Source organism: Eubacterium sp. ER2 (genome assembly GCF_000765215.1).
In the GTDB taxonomy this organism is placed as follows: domain Bacteria; phylum Bacillota; class Clostridia; order Lachnospirales; family Lachnospiraceae; genus Claveliimonas; species Claveliimonas intestinigallinarum.
The window spans coordinates 32,485-53,079 of record NZ_JPJE01000033.1 but is presented as its reverse complement, the minus strand read 5'-3'; the positions used below and the strand labels follow the sequence as shown (position 1 = coordinate 53,079).

At 55.4% G+C, this 20,595-nt stretch carries 20 protein-coding genes; all 20 read right to left on the bottom strand.

The features are described from left to right. Positions 1-94: 94 nt before the first annotated feature. Complete coding sequence (locus tag NI21_RS0112330) at positions 95-838, bottom strand: cell division protein FtsQ/DivIB (RefSeq protein ID WP_033126503.1); 744 nt, start codon at positions 836-838, stop codon at positions 95-97. Between the two features lie 51 nt (positions 839-889). Further along, on the bottom strand, positions 890-1,975 hold the full coding sequence (locus tag NI21_RS0112325; RefSeq protein ID WP_033126502.1) for an FtsW/RodA/SpoVE family cell cycle protein: 1,086 nt from the start codon (positions 1,973-1,975) through the stop codon (positions 890-892). Positions 1,976-1,988: 13 nt separating this feature from the next. Further along, complete coding sequence (gene murD, locus NI21_RS0112320) at positions 1,989-3,347, bottom strand: UDP-N-acetylmuramoyl-L-alanine--D-glutamate ligase (RefSeq protein ID WP_033126501.1); 1,359 nt, start codon at positions 3,345-3,347, stop codon at positions 1,989-1,991. A 22-nt stretch (positions 3,348-3,369) separates the two neighbouring features. After that, complete coding sequence (gene mraY, locus NI21_RS0112315) at positions 3,370-4,326, bottom strand: phospho-N-acetylmuramoyl-pentapeptide-transferase (protein WP_033126500.1); 957 nt, start codon at positions 4,324-4,326, stop codon at positions 3,370-3,372. 84 nt (positions 4,327-4,410) lie between these two features. Then, the gene (locus tag NI21_RS0112310) at positions 4,411-6,039 is read right to left on the bottom strand and encodes a penicillin-binding transpeptidase domain-containing protein (RefSeq protein WP_347562462.1); all 1,629 of its coding nucleotides are present in this window, start codon (positions 6,037-6,039) and stop codon (positions 4,411-4,413) included. Between the two features lie 188 nt (positions 6,040-6,227). Next, complete coding sequence (locus NI21_RS0112305) at positions 6,228-8,036, bottom strand: penicillin-binding protein 2 (RefSeq protein WP_242842861.1); 1,809 nt, start codon at positions 8,034-8,036, stop codon at positions 6,228-6,230. 57 nt (positions 8,037-8,093) lie between these two features. After that, positions 8,094-8,651, bottom strand: a complete 558-nt coding sequence (locus NI21_RS0112300; RefSeq protein ID WP_033126497.1) for a hypothetical protein — start codon at positions 8,649-8,651, stop codon at positions 8,094-8,096. 40 nt (positions 8,652-8,691) lie between these two features. Next, the gene (rsmH, locus tag NI21_RS0112295) at positions 8,692-9,627 is read right to left on the bottom strand and encodes a 16S rRNA (cytosine(1402)-N(4))-methyltransferase RsmH (RefSeq protein ID WP_033126496.1); all 936 of its coding nucleotides are present in this window, start codon (positions 9,625-9,627) and stop codon (positions 8,692-8,694) included. 11 nt (positions 9,628-9,638) lie between these two features. Continuing rightward, positions 9,639-10,079, bottom strand: coding sequence for a division/cell wall cluster transcriptional repressor MraZ (gene mraZ / locus NI21_RS0112290; RefSeq protein WP_033126495.1), 441 nt, complete (start codon positions 10,077-10,079; stop codon positions 9,639-9,641). Positions 10,080-10,399: 320 nt separating this feature from the next. Then, on the bottom strand, positions 10,400-10,642 hold the full coding sequence (locus NI21_RS0112285) for a hypothetical protein (RefSeq protein WP_033126494.1): 243 nt from the start codon (positions 10,640-10,642) through the stop codon (positions 10,400-10,402). A 59-nt stretch (positions 10,643-10,701) separates the two neighbouring features. Continuing rightward, a complete protein-coding gene (locus tag NI21_RS0112280) occupies positions 10,702-11,541 on the bottom strand; it encodes a DegV family protein (RefSeq protein WP_033126493.1) in 840 nt (279 codons plus the stop codon). Between the two features lie 129 nt (positions 11,542-11,670). Then, a complete protein-coding gene (locus tag NI21_RS0112275) occupies positions 11,671-12,906 on the bottom strand; it encodes an FtsW/RodA/SpoVE family cell cycle protein (RefSeq protein ID WP_242842860.1) in 1,236 nt (411 codons plus the stop codon). 144 nt (positions 12,907-13,050) lie between these two features. Then, entirely contained in the window at positions 13,051-13,653 is a 603-nt protein-coding gene (locus NI21_RS0112270; protein WP_033126492.1) for a manganese catalase family protein, read from the bottom strand. Positions 13,654-13,656: 3 nt separating this feature from the next. Beyond that, positions 13,657-13,929 carry a spore coat protein CotJB gene (locus NI21_RS0112265; RefSeq protein WP_033126491.1) on the bottom strand — a complete coding sequence of 91 codons (273 nt, stop codon included), beginning with the start codon at positions 13,927-13,929 and terminating at the stop codon, positions 13,657-13,659. Further along, positions 13,929-14,258 carry a spore coat associated protein CotJA gene (locus tag NI21_RS16130; RefSeq protein WP_033126490.1) on the bottom strand — a complete coding sequence of 110 codons (330 nt, stop codon included), beginning with the start codon at positions 14,256-14,258 and terminating at the stop codon, positions 13,929-13,931. The genes NI21_RS0112265 and NI21_RS16130 overlap by 1 nt, the downstream gene beginning before the upstream one ends. A gap of 152 nt (positions 14,259-14,410) precedes the next feature. Next, positions 14,411-14,689 (bottom strand): metal-sensing transcriptional repressor, encoded by a 279-nt coding sequence (locus NI21_RS0112255; protein ID WP_033126514.1) that lies wholly within the window; start codon positions 14,687-14,689, stop codon positions 14,411-14,413. Positions 14,690-14,753: 64 nt separating this feature from the next. After that, positions 14,754-15,989 carry a serine hydroxymethyltransferase gene (gene glyA / locus NI21_RS0112250; RefSeq protein WP_033126489.1) on the bottom strand — a complete coding sequence of 412 codons (1,236 nt, stop codon included), beginning with the start codon at positions 15,987-15,989 and terminating at the stop codon, positions 14,754-14,756. A 162-nt stretch (positions 15,990-16,151) separates the two neighbouring features. Then, complete coding sequence (locus tag NI21_RS0112245; RefSeq protein ID WP_033126488.1) at positions 16,152-17,414, bottom strand: S1C family serine protease; 1,263 nt, start codon at positions 17,412-17,414, stop codon at positions 16,152-16,154. 111 nt (positions 17,415-17,525) lie between these two features. After that, a complete protein-coding gene (glf, locus tag NI21_RS0112240; RefSeq protein ID WP_347562464.1) occupies positions 17,526-18,629 on the bottom strand; it encodes a UDP-galactopyranose mutase in 1,104 nt (367 codons plus the stop codon). 38 nt (positions 18,630-18,667) lie between these two features. Continuing rightward, positions 18,668-20,494: a glutamine--fructose-6-phosphate transaminase (isomerizing) gene (gene glmS / locus NI21_RS0112235; protein ID WP_033126486.1), complete on the bottom strand. Its 1,827-nt coding sequence runs from the start codon at positions 20,492-20,494 to the stop codon at positions 18,668-18,670. Between the last annotated feature and the right edge of the window lie 101 nt (positions 20,495-20,595).

The following is a 20,595-nucleotide window of genomic DNA, read 5'->3' as shown; positions in this document are numbered from 1 at the left end:
ATATACTATATAATATAGGCTTTTGTGCAAAATATCAATAGAATTTTCTCTATTTTTATGGATTTCCGCTCATTTTTATGTGGAAAACAGGCATTTACTCGGGCAGCACATCCGGCGTGAAGGAAACCGCATCCCCCTTCTCCACAAAGTGCTCCAGGTGGAGTGTTCCCCGCTGTCCCTCCAGCTTCGCCAGAATGGGGGAAATCTGGGCAATCTTGTCGGCGGTGATGTCGTCCCCCAAAAGCACGCATATTTCGCCGAACCAGAGCTGGATGTCCCCGTCGCTGCACACGATCCGGTCCGGGGAGAGTGCAAATTCCGCCACCTCCCGGGTCACCTCCAGGATGGATTTAAACAGGGCCTCATCCCCGTTCTCAAGGGGCTTGTAGAGCTCCGCCCCAGACACATCCAGCCCCTCGATACAGGGCACTCCCTCCAGGACCTCGCTGCTCATCTTCACAACCAGCCCCTCCTCGTCGAAGTACACATTCTGCTCGCCGCCTGGCACGCAGGCCAGTATCTTCTTCTCATCCACAGTCACCTTTACGGACCAGGGGGCCGTAAGAGTCACCTTCATGGAGTTCAGGCTGCCCGGCATATCATAGTCCGTAAAGCGGTACTTGTACAGGAGATAGAGCGAATTCTTGGAGAGCGGATCCTCCTCCACAAGATCCACGATCTCCTGGCTGTCTGTGTACTCATTTCCCTTCACTTCGATCTTCTGCACATAGAAGAGCAGAAACAGGGCCAGCAGGATAATGGCAAGCCCCAGAACAATGACTGTCAGCGCGTATATTTTATGGGACATTTTGTAGCCCCTGTTTTTCTTTTGCTTCATGTAAAGCCTCCTGTATTCCCGCCGGCCGCCATGGCAGCCGGCACTTTCCTGTTATTTTACCAGAGATGACACGCTCAGCACAAGCCCCATTTCCAGCAGGAGGAACACCACCGAGGTACCCCCGTAGCTGATAAAGGGCAGGGTGATGCCTGTGTTGGGAATGGTGTTGGTCACTACCGCGATGTTCAGGATCACCTGGATCAGCATGTGACCCATGGCCCCGGCGGCGATAAGGGCCCCGAAGAGGTCCGGGGCTCTGCTGGCGATGACGTAGAACCGCCAGATCAGGATGAGAAAGAGCAGGAGGATAAAGCCGGCCCCGAAAAGTCCCAGCTCCTCACAGATGATGGAGAAGATCATGTCGTTCTGGGCCTCCGGGACAAATCCCAGCTTCTGCACACTGTTTCCCAGCCCCCGGCCAAAAAGTCCCCCGGAGCCGATGGCGTAGAGCCCCTGCAGAGTCTGGTAGCCCTTCTCGTAGGCCTCCGGGTTTCTCCAAATGGCCAGCCGCTCCAGGCGGTAGCTCTCCAGAGCCAGAAAGACGGCCAGAAAGGCACAGCCAATGACTCCCATCCAGACAAACTGCCCGTACTTCGGGCTGGCGATGAACACAAGGATTACCCCGATGCCCAGGATGATGATGGCTGTGCTTAAGTTGCTGGCTCCCACAAGGCCGGCCACCGGCAGGACCAGGATCATGATCCCCGCCATAACCCGCATCTTCTTTACCCTGTCCGCGCACTTCGTCACAAGATCGGCCAGGAAGAGGATCACTGCCACCTTGGCGAACTCTGAGGGCTGAAAAGAAAACGGGCCCAAAGAAAGCCATCTTCTGGACCCGTTGTACTCATCTCCCACAAGAAGGACAGCGACGGACAATAGCACTGCTGCCAGGTAGGCCGGCAGGGCGAGACGGCGCAGGGCATGGTAGTCCATATTGGCTGTCACGAACATGGCCGCTATCCCGATGGTTGTGGCAAAAACCTGCTTTTTCAGATAATAATAAGGATCGTTAAACTTCACTTCCCCGTTCCAGGCGCTGGTGCTCTGCAGGATCACAAGCCCCGCCAGGAGGAGAAGAGACAGCGCCGCAAGCAGCGTGTAGTCATATTTTTTCTTTCTGGATGAACCCGGCAATCTATGCTCTCCCTTACAAGGAATTTACAATCTCTTTGAATTTATCTCCCCGTTCTTCATAGCTCCTGAACATATCCCAGCTGGCGCAGGCGGGTGACAGAAGAACCGCATCCCCAGGCGCCGCGGCGGATGCCGCTCTTTGGACTGCCTCGTCGAAGCTATCCGCAAACACATAGTCTGTAAAGCCGCACTCCTTTGCCTGGGCGGCGATCTTCTCCTTTGTGGCTCCCAGGAGCACAAGGAGCTTCACCTTCCCTCCAAAGCTCTCGATCCACTCTCTGTAGTCGGACTGCTTGTCATAGCCTCCCCCGATCAGCACAGTGGGCCTCTTCATGGCCTGGACCGCCTTGATAGCCGCATCCGGATTGGTGCCCTTGGAGTCATTGTAGTAGGCCACGCCCCCCTTTTCCGCCACGAACTCGATCCGGTGCTCCACACCCCTGAAGGCCTTCACCGTATCACGTATCACGTCCATGGGGACGCCGTAGGCGATGGCCATGGCGGAGGCCGCCATCACATTCTCATAGTTGTGGGTGCCCAGAAGCTGGAGCTCATCCACGCTGCACAGCAGCTCCTCCGCCCCTTTGGCTCCCCTGTATATTATATGACCATCCTCCAGATAAATGCCTGCCTCCAGCTTCCTGGCGCTGGAAAACCAGATCACCTGCGCCCGCAGGCTCTCCCCGAATTTGCGGAGCACCTCGTCCTCGTAGTTGAGGACGCAGAAATCCTCCTCTGTCTGGTTCCTCGTGATATTCTCCTTTGCCTGGATGTAGGCCTCCATGGTGTGGTGCCGGTTCAGATGATCTGGTGTCAGGTTGAGAATGGCGGACACCCTGGGACGGAAGGTAACGATGCTCTCCAGCTGAAAGCTGCTCATCTCCGCCACGATGACGGAATCGTCCCTGGTCTGGTCCACCACTGCGGTGTAGGGATTGCCAATATTTCCCACCACAAAGACACTGTCAAAGGCGTTCTTCGCAATCTCCCCCAGAAGAGAGGTGGTGGTGGTCTTCCCGTTGGTGCCTGTGATGGCCAGGATCTCTCCTCTGCCAAAGAGGTAGGCCAGCTCAATTTCCCCGATGATCTCTATCCCCATCTCCCTCATCTTCTCTATGACGGGCAGATCTGTGGGCACGCCGGGGCTGAGCACCACAAGGTCCAGCTCCCCCAGCAGCTCCTCCGGGAAAGGCCCCGTGATGATTCTGGCACTGCTGTCCTCTCCCAGTTGTTCTCTGATCTTATCCTTGTCCAGCTTTTCATTGCCGTCATAGAGAACCACACGGGCGCCTCTCTTCTCCAGCAGGGATCCAGCGCCGATGCCGCTGATCCCCAGGCCGAACACGAGTACTTCTTTTCCTGCTGTATCCATTGTATCCCTTCTCTCCTTCCTGCTACATGGCCATGAGAGCGATCAGGCAGAGGATGGCTGTGATGATGGAAAACACGGCCACAACCTTTGTCTCCGACCACCCGCAGAGCTCAAAATGATGGTGGATGGGGGCCATCTTGAAAAACCGCTTGCCCCCGGTTTTCTTAAAGTATGTAACCTGGATCATGACGGAGAGCACCTCCACCACATAGATCAGTCCCACGATGATAATGAAAATGGGCATCTGCAGCATGTAGGCTGTGGAGGCCACAAAGCCGCCAAGGGCCAGGGAACCTGTGTCCCCCATAAACACGCTGGCCGGGTACACATTGAACAGAAGGAACCCGAGGAGGGCGCCCACCACCGCGCAGGTGATCGGCTCGATGCCGCTCTTCGTCCCCACTGCCACCACCGTGAAGAAGGTGGCCACAAGTACGGTCACGCTGGAGGCCAGACCGTCCAGGCCGTCTGTAAAGTTCACCCCGTTGACCGTACCGATCACCGCCACAAAGAGCAGGGGGATGGCCAGCCATCCGATATCCAGGTATCTGCCGCCGGAGAAGGGGATGAGCATCGTCAAAGGCACGTCTGTAAACTTCACAAGGTAGAAGGCAAAGACCGCCGTCACAAGGATCTGCAGGGCCATCTTCTGCCTGGGGAAGAGCCCGTCAGACCTCTTGAGCACCACCTTCAGATAATCGTCCAGAAATCCGATAAGTCCAAATCCCAGAGTCACAAAGAGAATGGGAATAATGTTCGGATACCGCCCGATGTAGATAACGGATGTGAGTACCACCGCGGTCAGGATGATGACTCCTCCCATGGTGGGAGTGCCCGCCTTCTTTAGGTGGGATTTCACACCCTCCTCCCTCTCCGTCTGGTCCATTTTCAATCTGCGGAGCACCGGAATCACAACCGGGCCCATGATCACGCTCAGCGCAAAGGAAATGAGCACTGGCACAAAAATTGTATAGTCCATAGATACACCTCTCGTCTCTTTCGTTATTTTCCTGGCCCAGGACTGCCGGGGCAATCCATAGCTCCATTCAGTATACTTCATTTCTCACTCTTTTTCAACGCCAAGATAGGGGAGGATGTTCTCAAAAATGTCCCGTATCACCGGCGCCGCAATGGTTCCCCCATAGTAGACTCCCTGGGGATTGTATATAATGCACATGCCAAGCACCTGAGGGTCGTCCGCCGGCGCAAATCCGATGAAGGAGGAGATATATTTGTTCGCGCTCCTGGGGAGCGTCTGGGAGGTGGCTGTCTTGCCCCCGATCCGGTATCCCGCTATGGCCGCGTTTTTACCCGAGCCCTCCGCCACCACCTTCTCCAGGATCGTGCGCATGGTCCGGGAGGTCTCCTCCGAGACGATGCGGTCCTTCTTTCCCTGGTTCAGCGTCAGCTTCTCCCGCCCCTCCTCATCCAGCACCCGGACTCCCACATGGGGCGTCACCCGGTAGCCGCCATTTATGATAGAGCTGACAGTGGCCGCCATCTGGATGGGTGTGACCTGGAAGGACTGGCCAAAGGACATAGTGGCAAGCTCCACAGTACCTATATTTTCCCGCTTGTGCATGATGGTCCCGGCCTCCCCTGGCAGGTCCACTCCGGTCAGGTCAAGGAGACCGAACTGCTGATAGTAATCGCAGAAGGTGTCCGCCCCCAGCCGCAGCCCCACATCGATAAACACCGGATTACAGGAGTTCATGACACCCTCCACAAAGGTCTCCTGCCCGTGTCCTCCCACCTTGTGGCAGCGGATCTTCCGGTCCTCCACCACCCGGTAGCCGGGGCAGCTGAAGGTGTCATCCAGAGACACCACGCCCTCCTCCAGAGCCGCCGAGGCGGTGATGATCTTGAAGGTAGATCCGGGCTCGTAGGTGTCGTTGATGCACCGGTTTCTCCACATCTGGTTCAGAGCGTCCTGCTTCTCCTCGTCCGACAAAGCGGAGGTATCTGTCCCTGTGTTCAGGGTGAATGGGTCGTTCAGATCGAATTCAGGCACATTCACCATGGCCATTATCTCCCCGCTTTGCGGGTTCATGAGAAGGATGGAGACGCCGTCGGCCTGTTTCTCCTCCATCACCTTCTCCGCCATCTGCTGGGCGTACATCTGCAGATTGTAGTCAAGACTTGTCTGCAGGTCGTTTCCGGCCACCGGCTCGATCCGGTCCTCCGCCTCCCCGGGAAGCTCTATGCCCCGGGCGTCCGTGGTGGTCAGTATGGTGCCGTTCTGCCCCTTCAGGTACTCCTCATACTTCACCTCGAGGCCGATGATCCCCTGGTTATCCGCCCCGGTAAACCCAAGCACTGTGGAGGCCAGGTCCCCGTATGGGTAATACCGCTTGAAATCCTCATCCACCTTCACCCCGTCAAGGCCCATATTCCGTATAATGTCCCCGGTCTCCTTCTCCACGTTGGTTCTGATCCGCTCCATGGAGGAGACCTTCTCCACCTTCTCCCTGACCTCACTCTCCTCCATCTCCAGCGTCTGGGACAGAGCGCGTATCACCGCCTCAGGGTCCGTGATCTGGCTGTGGATGACGGAGATGGTGCACACGGTCCGGTTATCCGCCAGCACATGGCCTGATGCGTCCAGTATCCTCCCCCTGGCCGCCTTGATCTCCCTCTCCCGCTCATGGAGAGCCTCCGCCTTCTCCTGGTAGTAGTCCGCCTCAAAGACCATCAGCCAGACAAGGCGCCCGGCCAGGAAAAGCAGGATGAACAGGGCCCCGAGAAAAACGATGAAGAGTTTCTTCTTATTATATGTCCGGTTGCGCACAGAAAAACCTCACAAAAGCCTTTCTACAATTTATGAGTGCTTCTGTGAGGTTATACATCTGCCCGTATGCTGTTTTCCCTTTGCGCTGCTTTCTACTGATCCGAGCCGGCTGACGCGTCCGCCGTCTGGCTGATGCCCAGGTAGGGGAAAATCTCCTTCATGATGTCGCTGGCCATCTGGACGGCCAGAGAGCTCTGGGCCTGGTCGTATTCGTTGGGCTCATCGATAACTACATAAATGGCGATCTCCGGATTTTCCTGGGGTGCGTAGGCGATGAAGGAAACAAGGTTTTTGCCGTCGCTTCGGGGCAGCTTCTCCGCCGTCCCCGTCTTTCCTCCCACCTCGTAGCCCTCTATGTTGGCTGCTTTGCCGCTGCCCTCCAGAACCACGCCTCTCATGTAGTCCTTCACCAGAGTGCTCGTATCCTCCGATATGGTCCTCTTCACAAGGACAGGGTCCACATTCTCGATCACGTTCCCGTTCTCATCCTGGATCTGCTTCACGATGTGGGGCTCATAGTAGTAGCCGCCGTTGATGAGAGAGCAGAAGCCCGCCATCATCTGAGTCATGGTCACGTTGAAGTTCTGTCCAAAGGCATTGGTGGCAAGGCTGGTCTCGTCCATGTTGTCCGCCGTATAGAGAAGGGCCGAAGTCTCCGCCTCACCCGGCAGGTCGATGCCGGTCATCTCGCCAAAGCCGAAGGTGTGCTGATATTTGGAGAAATCCACCGCTCCGATCATCTCCCCGATCTGCATCAGAGCCACGTTGCAGGAGTTCTCTATCGCCCCCTTCACCGTCAGGGTTCCGTGTCCATCCCGGTTGATGCAGTGGATATCATAGTCCCCGATGTGGAGAGAGCCGCCGCAGTAAAAGGTCTCATCCCCGGTGAGGGCGCCCGTCTCAAGCGCCGCCGCCACAGTGAAGGGCTTGATGGTGGAGCCGGGCTCATAGGTGTCGGTGACGCAGAAGTTCTTCCACAGGCTGTTGAGGACGTCCAGCGTCTCCTCGTCACTCATGGCGTCGATCTCTTCCTGGGTGTAGTATTTCGTCAGATCCCTGGGATTGTTCAGGTCAAAGTTTGGATAGCTGGCCTCCGCCAGGATCTCCCCGTTCTGGGGGTTCATGACCATGACCGCCGTGTTCTTGCTCCCCTCCCCGGGAGTGGCGTTGTTTTTCCTCTCATCGTTGAACTGCTGGATATACTTTTCCACCACGCTCTGCACCTGCAGGTCAATGGTGGACACCACGGTCTTTCCGTTCACCGGCTCCTTCACGGTCCGCTCCACGGAGGAGCCGCTGTCCAGATAGCCGTACTCCCGGCCGTCGGTGCCGTTGAGAGTGGAGTTATAGTACCCTTCTATGCCCCCATTTCCCACATTTCCATCCACAGTGAACCCAAGCACGTCGGAGGCCAGGGTGCTGTAGGGGTAGGTCCTGTGATAGTCATCCTCCAGCCAGATCCCCTGGACATTGGGATAGTTCTCATCATCGTCATCAATGGCGTTGAAATTCTGGGCCGTCTCGTAGTCGATCCCCTTTACGAGGATGCTGTACCGGCTGTCCGGGCTGTTCTCTATGAGACTGTCCACCGTCTCCTCCTCGACGCCAAAGCAGTCCTTCAGCACCTGCTTTGTGGGCTCCACGTAATCCTCATCGCTGAGCATGGTCTTTACGTCCAGGATCACATTGTACACCCGCTCGCTGGTGGCCAGCTTGGTGCCGTTCCGGTCCACGATATCCCCCCTCTTGTAAGGGATGACCCGGCTGTCATACTGCTGCTGATCCAGCACGATCTTTGTATATTCCTCTCCGCTGGCCGCATTGATGTAGGTGATCCTCACCACAAGACCAGCAAAAGCTAGTATGATCCCCACATAGAGGATAACTAGCTTTTTCTGCATAAATTTGGGAAATTTCTTCCGCAATAATTTCTTTACTTTTTTGGTCATCTTTACACCTTAGTCCTGTACATTGTCTGCGCTCGCAATGATACCACTCTCCGGTATCTGCTCATACTGTGTCACGTAATCCCCCTCAGGACTGTCATATTCTACAATCTGGCCGCTCTGGGCGGGCACCATTCCCAGCTCACCCTCCGCCTTCTGCTTGATCTGATCCATGTTGACGGAGTCGACAATGGAATTGTATTTCGTGTTGTTCGCCTCCCGCATGTCAGCCAGCTCCTCCTGCAGCGCTGTGATGTTGCTGGAGCGGCCGGCAATCTCTGACTGGAGGCGCACATAGTTTACGCAGATAAAAAGGGCCAGCACCGCTGCCACGGAGAGAAAGATCACGTATCGCTTCCCGACCCGCAGCTCTCTTCTCTGGTTCTGGCGTACCCGCCGGCTCTGACGGCTGCTTTTCCCTCGCCTGAGCTCCCGCGACGGCTCCCCACGCCGCTGGGGCTCGTAATCCGGCTTTGGCACCGCGTTGCCGTACACGTACATAGAACGGGAATCAGCGCCGCTTCTTCTGTATGTATTTGTCCTTCTGGATGATGCTCTTCCCGCAGCCATCTGATAATCCCCTTTCTATATACTCCCTGCGCCTGCCCGCCTACTTTCTCTCGAAGATCCGGAGCTTCGCGCTCTTGGAACGGCTGTTCTCCTCCATCTCCTCCTGGCTCGGCAGAATAGGTTTTCTAGTTAAAATACTCCCTTTTGAGACCTTTCCGCACACGCACACCGGAAAATCCTTCGGGCATGTACAGGGATCCTCATTTTTCTTAAATGCGCTTTTCACAATCCGATCCTCCAGTGAGTGGAAGGTGATGATGCAAAGCCTTCCCCCCGGATTTAGCAGATCGATCATATCGTCCAGAGAATTCTTCAGCACATCCAGCTCTCTGTTCAGCTCGATCCGGATGGCCTGAAAGGTCCTCTTGGCCGGATGCCCGGACTTTTTCTGGAATTTCATGGGAATGGCTCCCCTGATGATCTCCGTCAGCTGTCCGGTTGTTTCGATGGACCTCTTCTCGCGTTCGATCACGATATGCTTGGCAATGTTCTTGGCAAACCTATCCTCCCCGTAATCTCTGATAACGCGATAGAGGTCCTTCTCACTGTAGTCATTGACAATGTCCCTGGCCGTCATCGTCTGACGCCTGTCCATTCTCATATCCAGGGGTGCATCTTCGCGATAGGAGAATCCCCTCTCTGCCGTATCTAACTGATAAGATGATACGCCCAGATCGAGCACGATCCCATCGACCTTGTCAATGCCTAATCCTTGGAGCACGGACTTCATTTCACAATAGTTGCTCCGGACTATCGTGACCTTCTCCCCGAAGTCCTTTAAGCGGATGCCCGCCGCCTCTATGGCAGCCTCATCCTGGTCTATTCCTACAATACTCCCCTTGTCACCGAGACGTCTGCATATCTCGTACGCATGTCCGCCTCCACCAAGCGTTCCGTCCACATAAATGCCGTCCGGCCTGATGTTTAATCCATTGACAGTTTCTTCAAGTAATACTGACCTGTGTTTAAATTCCATATCTTCTCCCTCTAGATACTGAATCCACTCTCCTCCATATCAGATGCAATATCCTCAATCGTGAGCTCCAGTTCAGCATTCTTTTCATCCCATCTGGCCTTGTCCCAGATCTCGGCACGCTTCCCCATACCGATAAACACAACCTCTTTCTCGAGCTTCGCGTAGCTGCGCAGGGCCGGTGGGATTAAAGTTCTACCTTGCTTGTCAAGGTCGCCGTCATTTGCGCTTCCCTGAAAGAAATGCGCAAAAGCACGGGCTTTTTTGTCTGTGGTCGTTGGTAAGGCGTTAAGCTTCTCTTCAAAGGCGGTCCATTCGTCTTCAGGATACACGTACAGGCAGTTCTCCATGCCTTTTGTTATGACGAAATGCTCCCCCAGATCGTCACGGAACTTGGCTGGAATGATCACCCTCCCCTTAGGGTCGATATTGTGACTGTACTCTCCTTTCAACATCAGAACTCACCCTCTTTCAAAGTGGCCTGCCACTTTTGCACCACTTTGTACCACTTTTCACCACTTTCTACCACTTGAAACCATTGTAAACCACTTCATTGGTGATTTCAACCCCTTTTTTTGCAAAAATCCAAAATATAGCGCACAGTCGCCTGCCGGATGCCCGCTCGCGGGGGCACGGCAGTCACCCTACGGACATATCGCACAAAAAAAGAAGACAGGCTTTCCTGTCTTCTCTCGTCTTCTATTATAGTGTATTTCCCGGGGATCTCCCCCGCTGCTGCCCGCTCCGTCCCGGATCTGCCGGCTCTGCCGTCATCCTACTGCGCCGTATTCAGGCTTGTCTCGTAATCCGTGATAGCGTTATAATCCACCTCCGCGGTCTCCACAGGCCTGCTGCTCTCATACCTGCTGAAGGCGGAATAGCCGATCCATCCCACAAGGGCCACAGCAAGGACCGCAACCACACAGCGGCGGATATAATACTGAATCTTCTCCTTTTTCATGGTCTTCCTGCGGTTGGCTTTTTCCTTTTTATATCTGTCCACTTTTTCCTGGCTCATCTTCATGCACTCCTTCTATCACTCATCAGCTAGTGCCTATTTTACCATAAAAGCCCGGATTATACAACCACGATTATGCCTCCGTCGGCCGCGTACATACTGCTGATCCCAGCCGTATCCAGCACGATTACATCCTTGGGCCGTATCCTTTCAAGGAGCAGCTCCTTCACCTTCTTGGCCCGCTCAGGGCAGTTGCAGTGGCTGATGGCCAGCACCTTCTCCTCCGGCTTTTTCACACCCCGGACGATCTCGTCGATCATTTTCTCCAGAGCCTTCCTGATGCCTCTGGCCTGCCCCAGCTGACAGATGGTCCCCTGGGGGGTGGAGCCCATGACTGGCTTGATATTCAGGGCGGAGGCCATCAGAGATTTGATGCCCTTCAGCCGGCCGTTCTTGCGGAGCGTCTCCAGCGTCTCCAGCACAAAGTAGGTGTGCTGTCCCTCAATGTAGGCCTCCACTGTGCGGACCACCTCTTCAAACTCCATGCCGGCCTCCTCGCACTCCTGGATCTTCAGGGCGATCAGCGTCTCTCCGATGGAGGCGGACCGGGAGTTAAAGACATAGATATCCTTCTCTCCGTACTCCTCGTGGTACAGATTTTTCCCCAGCACAGCGCTGTTGTAGGAGCCGCTGAGCTCAGCTGACAGAGTCACCGCGTAGACGTGCTCAGCCTCGCAGTGATATCCCTCCATGTAGGTCTCCGGCGAGGGACAGGAGGACTTGGGCGAATTAGGGCTCTGGGCGATGAGGGCCAGGAACCTCTTCTGGTCAAATGTCTCATCGTCCACGATGTGATGCTCATCAATATCAATGCTCAATGAAGCCGTCTCGAAATGCCCGCAGCGCTTCATCTCCTCCGTAAGCTCTCCGCAGCTGTCCACAATAATCTTATAACTCATTTCCGATCAATCCTCCGCGTTATCCATTGCTATTATACATAGTATCAAAAACCACTTTATACATCATAGCACAATAACGCGCGCTTGAAAAGGGTTTTATCAAATCCTCCCGGCAATGACTTTCGGCAATCATCCCATCCTGATCTGCCTGGATATTCCAAGGGCCAGTCCCATCTCCGCCATGAGAAAGAGGATCGACGTGCCTCCGTAGCTGATGAAGGGCAGCGTAATGCCCGTGTTGGGGATCAGATTGATCACCACTGCCACGTTCAGGATCACCTGGAGAGCAATATGACAGAAGATGCCGCTGGCCACAAGGGCGCCGTACATATCCGGCGCGTTCTGGGCAATCACCATCAGGCGATACAGAAGGAGTCCAAAGAGGAGGAGCACCATGATGGCCCCGAACACTCCCAGCTCCTCGCAGATAACCGACAGGATCATATCATTCTGCACCTCAGGGATAAACTGCTTCTGGGCACTGTTTCCCAGCCCCTTTCCAAAGAAGCCGCCGGAGCCCACCGCGTAGAGCCCCTGCACCACCTGGTAGCCGATACCGGAGGAGTACCGCTCCGGATCCAGCCACACGAGCAGTCTTCCCAGGCGGAAGTTCCCGGAAAAATCCCCAGCCTCCACGAGAGGCCCCAGGATCACGGGTATAAGGAGCACCGCCGCCACCCCCGCCACAACGGGCACAATGAACATGGCTTTCTTCGGATGGACGATAAAGACCATCAGAAAAGAAATGCCGAACACGATGATGGCTGTACTTAAGTTCTCCGTCAGGAAAAAGACGCAGGCTGCCGACAGAGCTCCCCAGCAGAGCACTCTCACAATCCCCGCCAGCGTATTGATCTGCTTTCCTACCTGGCAGATCACCACGGGGATAAAGAGGATGACCGCGATCTTGGCAAGCTCCGAGGGCTGCAGCTGCTGGCCCAGGGGCAGCTTAATCCACCGTCTGGCGCCGTTCACCTCTTTCCCCAAAGGCGTCTGCACGAGGGCCATAACGATCAGGGATAGGAAGAAAATCTTCTTCGCCAGCCTGGACCAGATATGATAGTCGATCAGCGAAACCAGATAGGCGCCCAACGCGCCTGCCAGGCAGAAGAGGATCTGCCTCTTAAAATAGTACATGCTGTCCCCGTAGTCCACCTGGGCCGCATAGGCGCTGGCGCTGTAGAGCATGACCAGCCCAAAGCAGATCAGAAAGACCATGGAGGCCACCAGACTGTAATCAAAGTACCGTATACTGCTTTTCACTCTCGCCCGCACCTTCTCCGATCTGGCGGAGGCTTCCCCCGGGCGGCTGTTTCCCCTGCTGCTGTCAGGCATCTGCCTGACCTTGCTGTTTCTGTTGTCCATTACATTTACACTCCAATCATTGTGCCAGTCTACACCGACGCATATATTATAACGGCAACCGGGGATAAAAACAAGCCCGGAACAGGAGGGCGCCCCGCAGAGGCTCCTCCCGTCCGGGCTGAAGGCTTCTATGCTCCTTCTCTTCTATTTTCCCAGGTCAAAGGCCGGGTTGAAGGCGTAGAAGTTGCGGCTGTCCAGATGGTCCTGGACAATGCGCAGGCTCTCGCCAAAGCGCTGGTAGTGGACAATCTCCCGCTCCCGCAGGAACCGGATGGGATCAGCCACCTCCGGGTCCTTCACAAGCCGGAGAATGTTGTCGTAGGTGGTCCTTGCCTTCTGCTCTGCCGCCATGTCCTCGTGCAGATCCGTGATGGGATCCCCCTTGGACTGGAACACCGTGGCGCTCCAGGGCACGCCGCCGGCGGACTGAGGCCACAGGGCCAGCGTATGATCCACATAGTATTTGTCAAATCCGGACCGTTCGATCTCCTCCGGGGACAGATTTTTCGTGAGCTGGTAGACGATGGCACAGATCATCTCCATGTGGGCCAGTTCCTCCGTCCCGATATCCGTCAGCGTCCCTGTCACTTCCCTGTAGGGCATGGTGTATCTCTGTGACAGATAGCGCATGGAGGCGGCCAGCTCGCCGTCCGGGCCTCCGAACTGGCTGATGATCACCTGGGCCAGCTTCGGGTTGGTCTGGGTGATCTTCACCGGGTACTGCAGTCTCTTCTCATAATTCCACATAGATCAGCATCCTCCTTCCTGCCATGGCCACGGTTCACCTGTCCAGTTCCACCTGTCCGTCTCGGAGGCGTCCGCCGTATCGATGGTGAGGGGCCCGTAATATTTGGCATATTCCTTCAGAGCCCGGTTTCTCTTTTCCTGGCACTCGTCAAAAAAGGCCAGCGCCTCCCTGTCATCAGGATGAGTGTCCAGAAAAAGGGTGGTGTCATTCACCGCAAAACTGATCACATTGATCCAGTGAAGCAGGTCTCTCCTGCACGGTCTGTTGTCTGCCATCAGCGTCTCCCTCCTGCTCCGGTAAATGGTTTGTTCAGCTCCTCAAAGATCGTCCCGCAGCAAAAGCCTTTTTCCAGGTCAAATATTCCATACCACTCCTGCCACGGCACATAGGCCATAGCGACAGGCAGGTCAGAGAGCTGCCGGGCGTCTCTTCCGCACGCATGGGCCCGCCCCATGGCCGACTGCTGCATATTCCCGCGCTGCCGCGCGTCCTGCTGCGCCTGCTGCCTGCCGCTTTGCTGCGCTCCCCGGTACATGCCCTGGTTCGGACAGCTCCGTCCCTGCCGGCTCTGACAGTCCTGTGTCTGATAACGGTAATTCGGCATGTCATTTACTCCTTCCATTACAATCTGCACTATTATTTTATGGAAGGGCCGGGAAAATGTGACAAAAGAGGAGCCCCCCGGCAGGCGCGCCCCCGGACAAAGCTCCTCTTTTTATGGCTCTTCATTCTGTTTTCGCAAAAATTATATCAGAATTATTTCATCAGCTTTTTGATGGACTCGCAGAGCTCATCCACCACCTCCGTATTTCCCTTCTGGATCTCCTCCACCACGCAGGAGTGGATATGGCTGGATAAAAGCTCCTTGTTGAACGCATTCAGAGCCGCCTGTATGGCAGACACCTGGGTGAGGATATCCACACAGTACTGCTCCTCCTCCAGCATCTTCTTGACGCCCCGCACCTGTCCCTCCACTCTGTTCAGCCGGTTCATCAGTTTCCTCAGCTCTTCGTCATCTCTGTGCTTTGTCTTCATGTCTGTCTTTCCTTTCGTCACCGCTGCCCGGCCATGTACCGGCATCTCCTGATGCCGGACCGGGTCAGATCAGAGGATACTTCTTCGTAAGGCCGGCCACGATCTCCCTGGCCTTCTCAATATTCTCCTCGCCTGCAAGTACAAGCCTGATCGCCTCAGCGATCTGCTCCATATCGTCCTCCTTCATACCCCTGGTGGTGACAGCCGGCGTGCCGAGTCGGATGCCGCTTGTGACCATGGGGGAACGGGGATCATTTGGAATGGTGTTCTTGTTGCATGTGATGCCCGCCTGGTCCAGACGCTTCTCCAGCTCTTTTCCGGTCACGTCCTCTCCGCTCAGATCCATGAGCATCAGGTGGTTATCCGTTCCTCCGGACACCAGCTTCATTCCCTTTGCCATGAGAGCCTCGGACAGGGCCTTCGCGTTCTTCACAATCTGCTTCTGGTATTCCTTGAACTCCGGCTGCAGCGCTTCCTTGAAGCAGACCGCCTTCCCGGCGATCACATGCTCCAGGGGGCCTCCCTGGATGCCCGGGAACACTGCCTTGTTGAACTTGAACTTATCTGCCGCCTCCTGGCTGGAGAGGATCATACCGCCTCTGGGTCCCCGCAGCGTCTTGTGGGTGGTGGTAGTCACCACATCCGCATAGGGGATGGGGCTCTCGTGGAGTCCCGCCGCCACCAGTCCGGCGATGTGGGCCATATCCACCATGAGGTAAGCTCCCGCCTCATCCGCAATCTCCCGGAATTTCTTAAAGTCAATCCTTCTGGCGTAGGCGCTGGCTCCCGCGATGATCATTTTGGGCTTCTCCTCCAGAGCAATCCTGCGGACCTCATCGTAATCGATAAATCCCTCATCATTCACGCCGTAGAAGGATGTCACAAAATAGCTGCCGGAAAAGTTCACCGGTGAGCCGTGGGTCAGGTGTCCGCCGTGATCCAGGTTCATGCCCAGGATCTTGTCACCGGGCTTTAACATGGCGAAAAATACGGCCATGTTCGCCTGTGCGCCGGAGTGGGGCTGCACATTGACATACTCACAGCCAAACAGCTCCTTTGCCCTCTCCCGGGCCAGGTTCTCCACCACGTCCACGTACTCGCAGCCGCCGTAGTAGCGCCTTCCCGGATAGCCTTCCGCGTATTTATTGGTCAGCGGGCTTCCCATGGCAGCCATAACCGCCTTGCTCACCCAGTTCTCGGAGGCAATCAGCTCGATATGGGAGTTCTGTCTCTCCATCTCATGCCGGATTGCCTCTGCCACCTCGCTGTCTGTCTTCTGGATCTCCTCAAAACTGTACATTTTCTCTCCTCCTTGTAGCTAGTCTATCGCTGTCTGTTATGTTTTAGCAGGCATCGCAACCACGATGCTCATATTATATCATACATCCCCGGGCAAAAAAAGGAGTATGGCGCCACTTTCTGCCACACTCCTTTGCGTGCCCTTTTTGTAAGCCCTGTCTGCTTAGTTGGGATTGGGTCCCAAAGTCACGGAGACGGTCTGCTCCTGATATTCCCCACCGCTTGCGGGAACCTGGACAGTCAGCTCCACAGTCTCGCCCACCGCATAGTAGGAGAGCTGATCCTGCAGCGTCTCCATGCTGTCTATGGTAACGCCCTCCATGCCAGTGATGATGGTTCCCCTGGCAAGTCCTGCCTGTTCGGCGCCGCCTCCCTTTGTCACCTCAGAGATGTACACGCCTGTTGGCATATTGTAAGCCTCGCCGATGTCAGAGGAGACATCCTGGCCTGTGATACCCAGATAGCCTCTCTCCTCGTCAGAGACTCTGGTTCTGGTCTCCCGGTTCATCAGATTAGTCAGCACTTCGCTGGCGTCTGAGATGGGAATGGCATAGCCCATCCCCTCCGCCACGCTGGAGCTGATCTTGGCCGTGTTGATGCCGATGACCGCCCCGTTGGCGTTGAGCAGGGCCCCGCCGCTGTTGCCCGGGTTGATGGCCGCGTCTGTCTGGATGAGCTCACTGTCAAATCCATCCATGTCGATCTGCCGGTTTGTGGCTGAGACAATGCCCGTTGTCACGGACTGTCCGTAGCCCAGGGCATTGCCGATGGCAATAGCCGGCTCGCCCACCTGCACCTCATTGGAGTCACCGAGAGTGGCAATGGCGATGGCGTCCATGGTGGAGTCCTTGATGGACTCCAGGGGAACGGCCACGATAGCCAGATCCTTGGAGGGGTCTGTTCCCTTTATATTGGCCTCCACATTTTCATCATCCACAAATGTGACAGTCAGGGTGTCCGCTCCCTCCACCACATGATTGTTAGTGGCGATCAGAAGCTCTGTGTCAGACTGCTGAACGATGATGCCGGAGCCGAGGCTCTCGCTCTCCTGCTCCTGGGTCTGTCCAAAGAAGCTCTGAACCTCCTGAATACTCATATTAGTGATGGACACAATGGAGGGCATAGCCTGCTCCACAATGTCGGACACGTCGGAGGTCACTGTGCTGGAGGTCTGGTTCAGCTGAGTCGCCGTGGATGTCTGGCGCACCTCCTTTGTGTCCTCTCCGACAGCCCGGTCCACAATGATGTTCCCCGCCCGGAAGGCCGCGCAGGCCACAAGGCCAAACACGAGTCCTCCGCTGACGATGGACAGCCATCTCTTCGAGCTGCCGCCCCTCTTTTTCTTCGGCGGCTTCTCTGTCTGCTGCCCGTTAAATATATTCTGATCATCCGGCCCCGGATTGTAGTAGTTGTACTGATTATCCATAGTGCAGACTCCTTTCATAATCTCATGCTTTCTATGACTGTAGTCTAACGTATAATTGTGTTTAAACTGTGATGAATTGATTAAATAATGTTAAAACTCGTCTGCAGCCTTTTATGCCAGTTCTTTTTTCGCAAGCTCCAGGGCACTGGCGATCACCTTGTCCATGTCGTAATACCGGTAGGCTCCCAGCCTGCCGCCGAAGATCACGTTTTTCTCCTCCGCTGCCAGGGCGGCGTACTCCTCATAGAGGTGGGAGTTCTTTTCGTCATTAACCGGGTAGTAGGGCTCATCCCCCACCTTCCACTCAGAGGAATACTCCCGGGAGATCACGGTCTTTTCCTGGGTTCCGAACTCAAAATGCTTATGCTCGATGATCCTGGTCCAGGGCACCTCCCTGTCCGTGTAGTTGACCACCGCGTTCCCCTGGTAGTTGTCACAGTCCAGCACCTCTGTCTCGAACCGGACGCTCCTGTACTCCAGAGGTCCCAGCCTGTAGCCGTAGTACTCATCGATCATGCCGGTGAAAACGATCCTCCCAGCGGCGCCCTCATAGGCCTCTCTCTCCTTCAGGTAGTCCACGCCCGTCCGAACATCCGCCCCCTTAAGGAGCTTCCGGACGATACTGGTATAGCCGCCGATGGGGATGCCCTGATACCTGTCATTGAAATAATTGTTGTCATAGGTGAAGCGCAGGGGCAGCCTGCGGATGATAAAGGCGGGCAGATCCTTGCAGTCTCTTCCCCACTGCTTCTCCGTGTAGCCCTTCACCAGCTTCTCGTACACATCCCGCCCCACAAGGGAGAGTGCCTGCTCCTCCAGGTTCCCCGGCTCCTCGATATGCAGATCCGCGATCTGCCCCTCGATGATCTCCTTAGCCTCCCGGGGCGTGCGGATGTTCCACATCCGGCTGAAGGTGTTCATGTTAAAGGGGAGATTGTACAGCTCATCCCTGTACACAGCCACCGGAGAGTTGATATAGTTGTTAAACTCCGCGTACCGGTTGATGTAATCCCAGACTCTCCTGTCCGAGGTATGGAAAATGTGGGCCCCGTACCGGTGTACCTGGATGCCCTCTATCTCTTCTGTGTAAATATTTCCCCCAATGTGGTCCCTTCTGTCCAGCACAAGGCAGGTCTTTCCCCTGTCCATGGCCTCCCTGGCAAACACCGCGCCAAAAAGGCCGGCTCCCACTATAAGATAATCGTATTTCATCAGCAAATTCCTCTTCCACTTTCTTTCGTACTGCTGATATCTTACTCTACTGTGACGGATTTGGCAAGGTTTCTCGGCTTATCCACATCGCATCCCCTGCCCACAGCCACGTAGTAGCCAAAGAGCTGCAGCGGGATGATGGCCAGTGAATTAGTGAAATACTTGTTCGTCTTCGGGATGTAGACAACGTAGTCCGCCGCCTTCTCCACCTCTGTATTGTCCACATTGGTGATCGCCATGACAAAGGCTCCCCTCGTCCTGACCTCCACCATGTTGCTGATAGTCTTCTTGTAGAGCTCCTCCTGAGTCAGCACCGCGCACACCAGGGTTCCCTCCTCAATAAGCGAGATGGTCCCGTGCTTCAGCTCACCAGCCGCGTAGGCCTCGGAGTGGATGTAGGATACCTCCTTCAGCTTCAGAGAGCCCTCCAGAGAAATGGCATAGTCGATCCCTCTCCCGATGAAGAAAATGCTCCTGGCCGCCAGATAGCGGTTGGCGAATTTCTGTATCTTGTTCTGGTTGTTCAGCATCATCTCCACCTGGGCGGGCAGCTCCTTCATCTCCTCGATCATCCCGGCCAGTCCCTCGTCAGACAGTTTGCCCCTCACATGGGCAAACTTCATAGCCAGCAGATAGAGAGCAATGAGCTGGGCCGAGTAGGCTTTTGTGGTGGCCACGGCGATCTCCGGGCCGGCCCAGGTGTACATCACATTGTCCGCCTCTCTGGCAATGGAGCTTCCCACTACATTTACAATGCCAAGCACCCGCACGCCCTTGGATTTTGCCTCCCGCAGGGCCGCCAGTGTGTCCGCCGTCTCCCCGGACTGGCTGACCACGATCAGAAGGGTTCCTTCCTCCAGAATGGGATCCCTGTAGCGGAACTCGGAAGCCAGATCCACCTCCACGGGAATTCTGGTCAGCCCCTCAAACACGTACTTGCTGGTCATGCCCGTATGGTAGGCGGAGCCGCAGGCCACGATCATGATCTTACGGATGGCCCTGATATCCTCGTCGCTCAGCCCCAGCTCCTCGATGACAATCTTCCCGTCCTTCAGCCTGGGGGAGAAGGTGTCCGTGATAGCCTTTGGCTGCTCATACATCTCCTTCAGCATGAAGTGCTCATATCCGCCCTTTTCCGCCGCGTTGACATCCCAGTCGATGTGGACTGTCTCCTTCTCAATGGCCTCCTCATCCACATTGAAGAATTCCATCTGGTCCTCTGTCATGCGGACAATCTCCTCGTTCTCTATGAAAACCACATCTCTTGTGTACTTCAGCACTGCCGGCACATCGGAGGCAATGATGCTGCCACCTTTGGTGTGGCCCACAATGAGCGGGCTGTCCTTGCGGACCGCGTAGAGCTCATCCGGATGGTCGCTGAAAATAATCCCCAGGGCGTAGGAGCCCTCCATCCGGTGCATCACCTTCGTGATAGCCCGCAGCGGATTTCCGTCATAGTAGTAGTCCAGCAGCTGGGCGATGATCTCTGTGTCCGTCTCAGAGACAAAATTATAGCCCTTCTTCTCCAGCTTTTTCTTCAGCTTGAGGTAGTTCTCGATGATGCCGTTGTGCACCACTGCAATAGTCCTGTCCTGGTTGAAATGGGGATGCGCGTTCCTGTCAGAGGGGGCTCCGTGGGTAGCCCATCTGGTGTGCCCGATCCCCAGAGTCCCGGGAAGCAGCTCTCCATCGTGGCTCAGCTCTCTCAACACCTTCAGCCTTCCCTGCGCCTTCATCACGTTAATCTTCTCACCGTCATAGACCGCAATACCGGCCGAATCGTATCCTCTGTACTCCAGCTTCTCCAGCCCATCCAACAAGATAGGCGCTGCCTGCTGATCTCCAATATACCCAACTATTCCACACATAATCTTTTCTCCTCACTTAAATTTGTACATATATCCGTTTTTTTTGCATTATCAAGCTGTATTGTATCAAAAATACGTCCATGTGTAAAGAAAAAGGAGAA

Coding starts and splice junctions, on each gene's coding strand:
- NI21_RS0112310 (WP_347562462.1), bottom strand. CDS start 6,039: ATGGTCTTTGAGGCGGACTACTACCAGGAGAAGGCGGAGGCTCTCCAT.
- NI21_RS16130 (WP_033126490.1), bottom strand. CDS start 14,258: ATGCCGAATTACCGTTATCAGACACAGGACTGTCAGAGCCGGCAGGGA.
- NI21_RS0112330 (WP_033126503.1), bottom strand. CDS start 838: ATGAAGCAAAAGAAAAACAGGGGCTACAAAATGTCCCATAAAATATAC.
- NI21_RS0112245 (WP_033126488.1), bottom strand. CDS start 17,414: ATGGATAATCAGTACAACTACTACAATCCGGGGCCGGATGATCAGAAT.
- NI21_RS0112300 (WP_033126497.1), bottom strand. CDS start 8,651: ATGGCTGCGGGAAGAGCATCATCCAGAAGGACAAATACATACAGAAGA.
- NI21_RS0112280 (WP_033126493.1), bottom strand. CDS start 11,541: ATGAGTTATAAGATTATTGTGGACAGCTGCGGAGAGCTTACGGAGGAG.
- glmS (WP_033126486.1), bottom strand. CDS start 20,494: ATGTGTGGAATAGTTGGGTATATTGGAGATCAGCAGGCAGCGCCTATC.
- NI21_RS0112305 (WP_242842861.1), bottom strand. CDS start 8,036: ATGCAGAAAAAGCTAGTTATCCTCTATGTGGGGATCATACTAGCTTTT.
- NI21_RS0112270 (WP_033126492.1), bottom strand. CDS start 13,653: ATGTGGAATTATGAGAAGAGACTGCAGTACCCGGTGAAGATCACCCAG.
- NI21_RS0112265 (WP_033126491.1), bottom strand. CDS start 13,929: ATGGCAGACAACAGACCGTGCAGGAGAGACCTGCTTCACTGGATCAAT.
- mraY (WP_033126500.1), bottom strand. CDS start 4,326: ATGGACTATACAATTTTTGTGCCAGTGCTCATTTCCTTTGCGCTGAGC.
- murD (WP_033126501.1), bottom strand. CDS start 3,347: ATGGATACAGCAGGAAAAGAAGTACTCGTGTTCGGCCTGGGGATCAGC.
- glyA (WP_033126489.1), bottom strand. CDS start 15,989: ATGTACAGTTTTGAGGAGATCCAGAAGACAGACAGCGAGGTGGCAGAG.
- NI21_RS0112275 (WP_242842860.1), bottom strand. CDS start 12,906: ATGGACAACAGAAACAGCAAGGTCAGGCAGATGCCTGACAGCAGCAGG.
- NI21_RS0112285 (WP_033126494.1), bottom strand. CDS start 10,642: ATGAGCCAGGAAAAAGTGGACAGATATAAAAAGGAAAAAGCCAACCGC.
- rsmH (WP_033126496.1), bottom strand. CDS start 9,627: ATGGAATTTAAACACAGGTCAGTATTACTTGAAGAAACTGTCAATGGA.
- NI21_RS0112255 (WP_033126514.1), bottom strand. CDS start 14,689: ATGAAGACAAAGCACAGAGATGACGAAGAGCTGAGGAAACTGATGAAC.
- mraZ (WP_033126495.1), bottom strand. CDS start 10,079: ATGTTGAAAGGAGAGTACAGTCACAATATCGACCCTAAGGGGAGGGTG.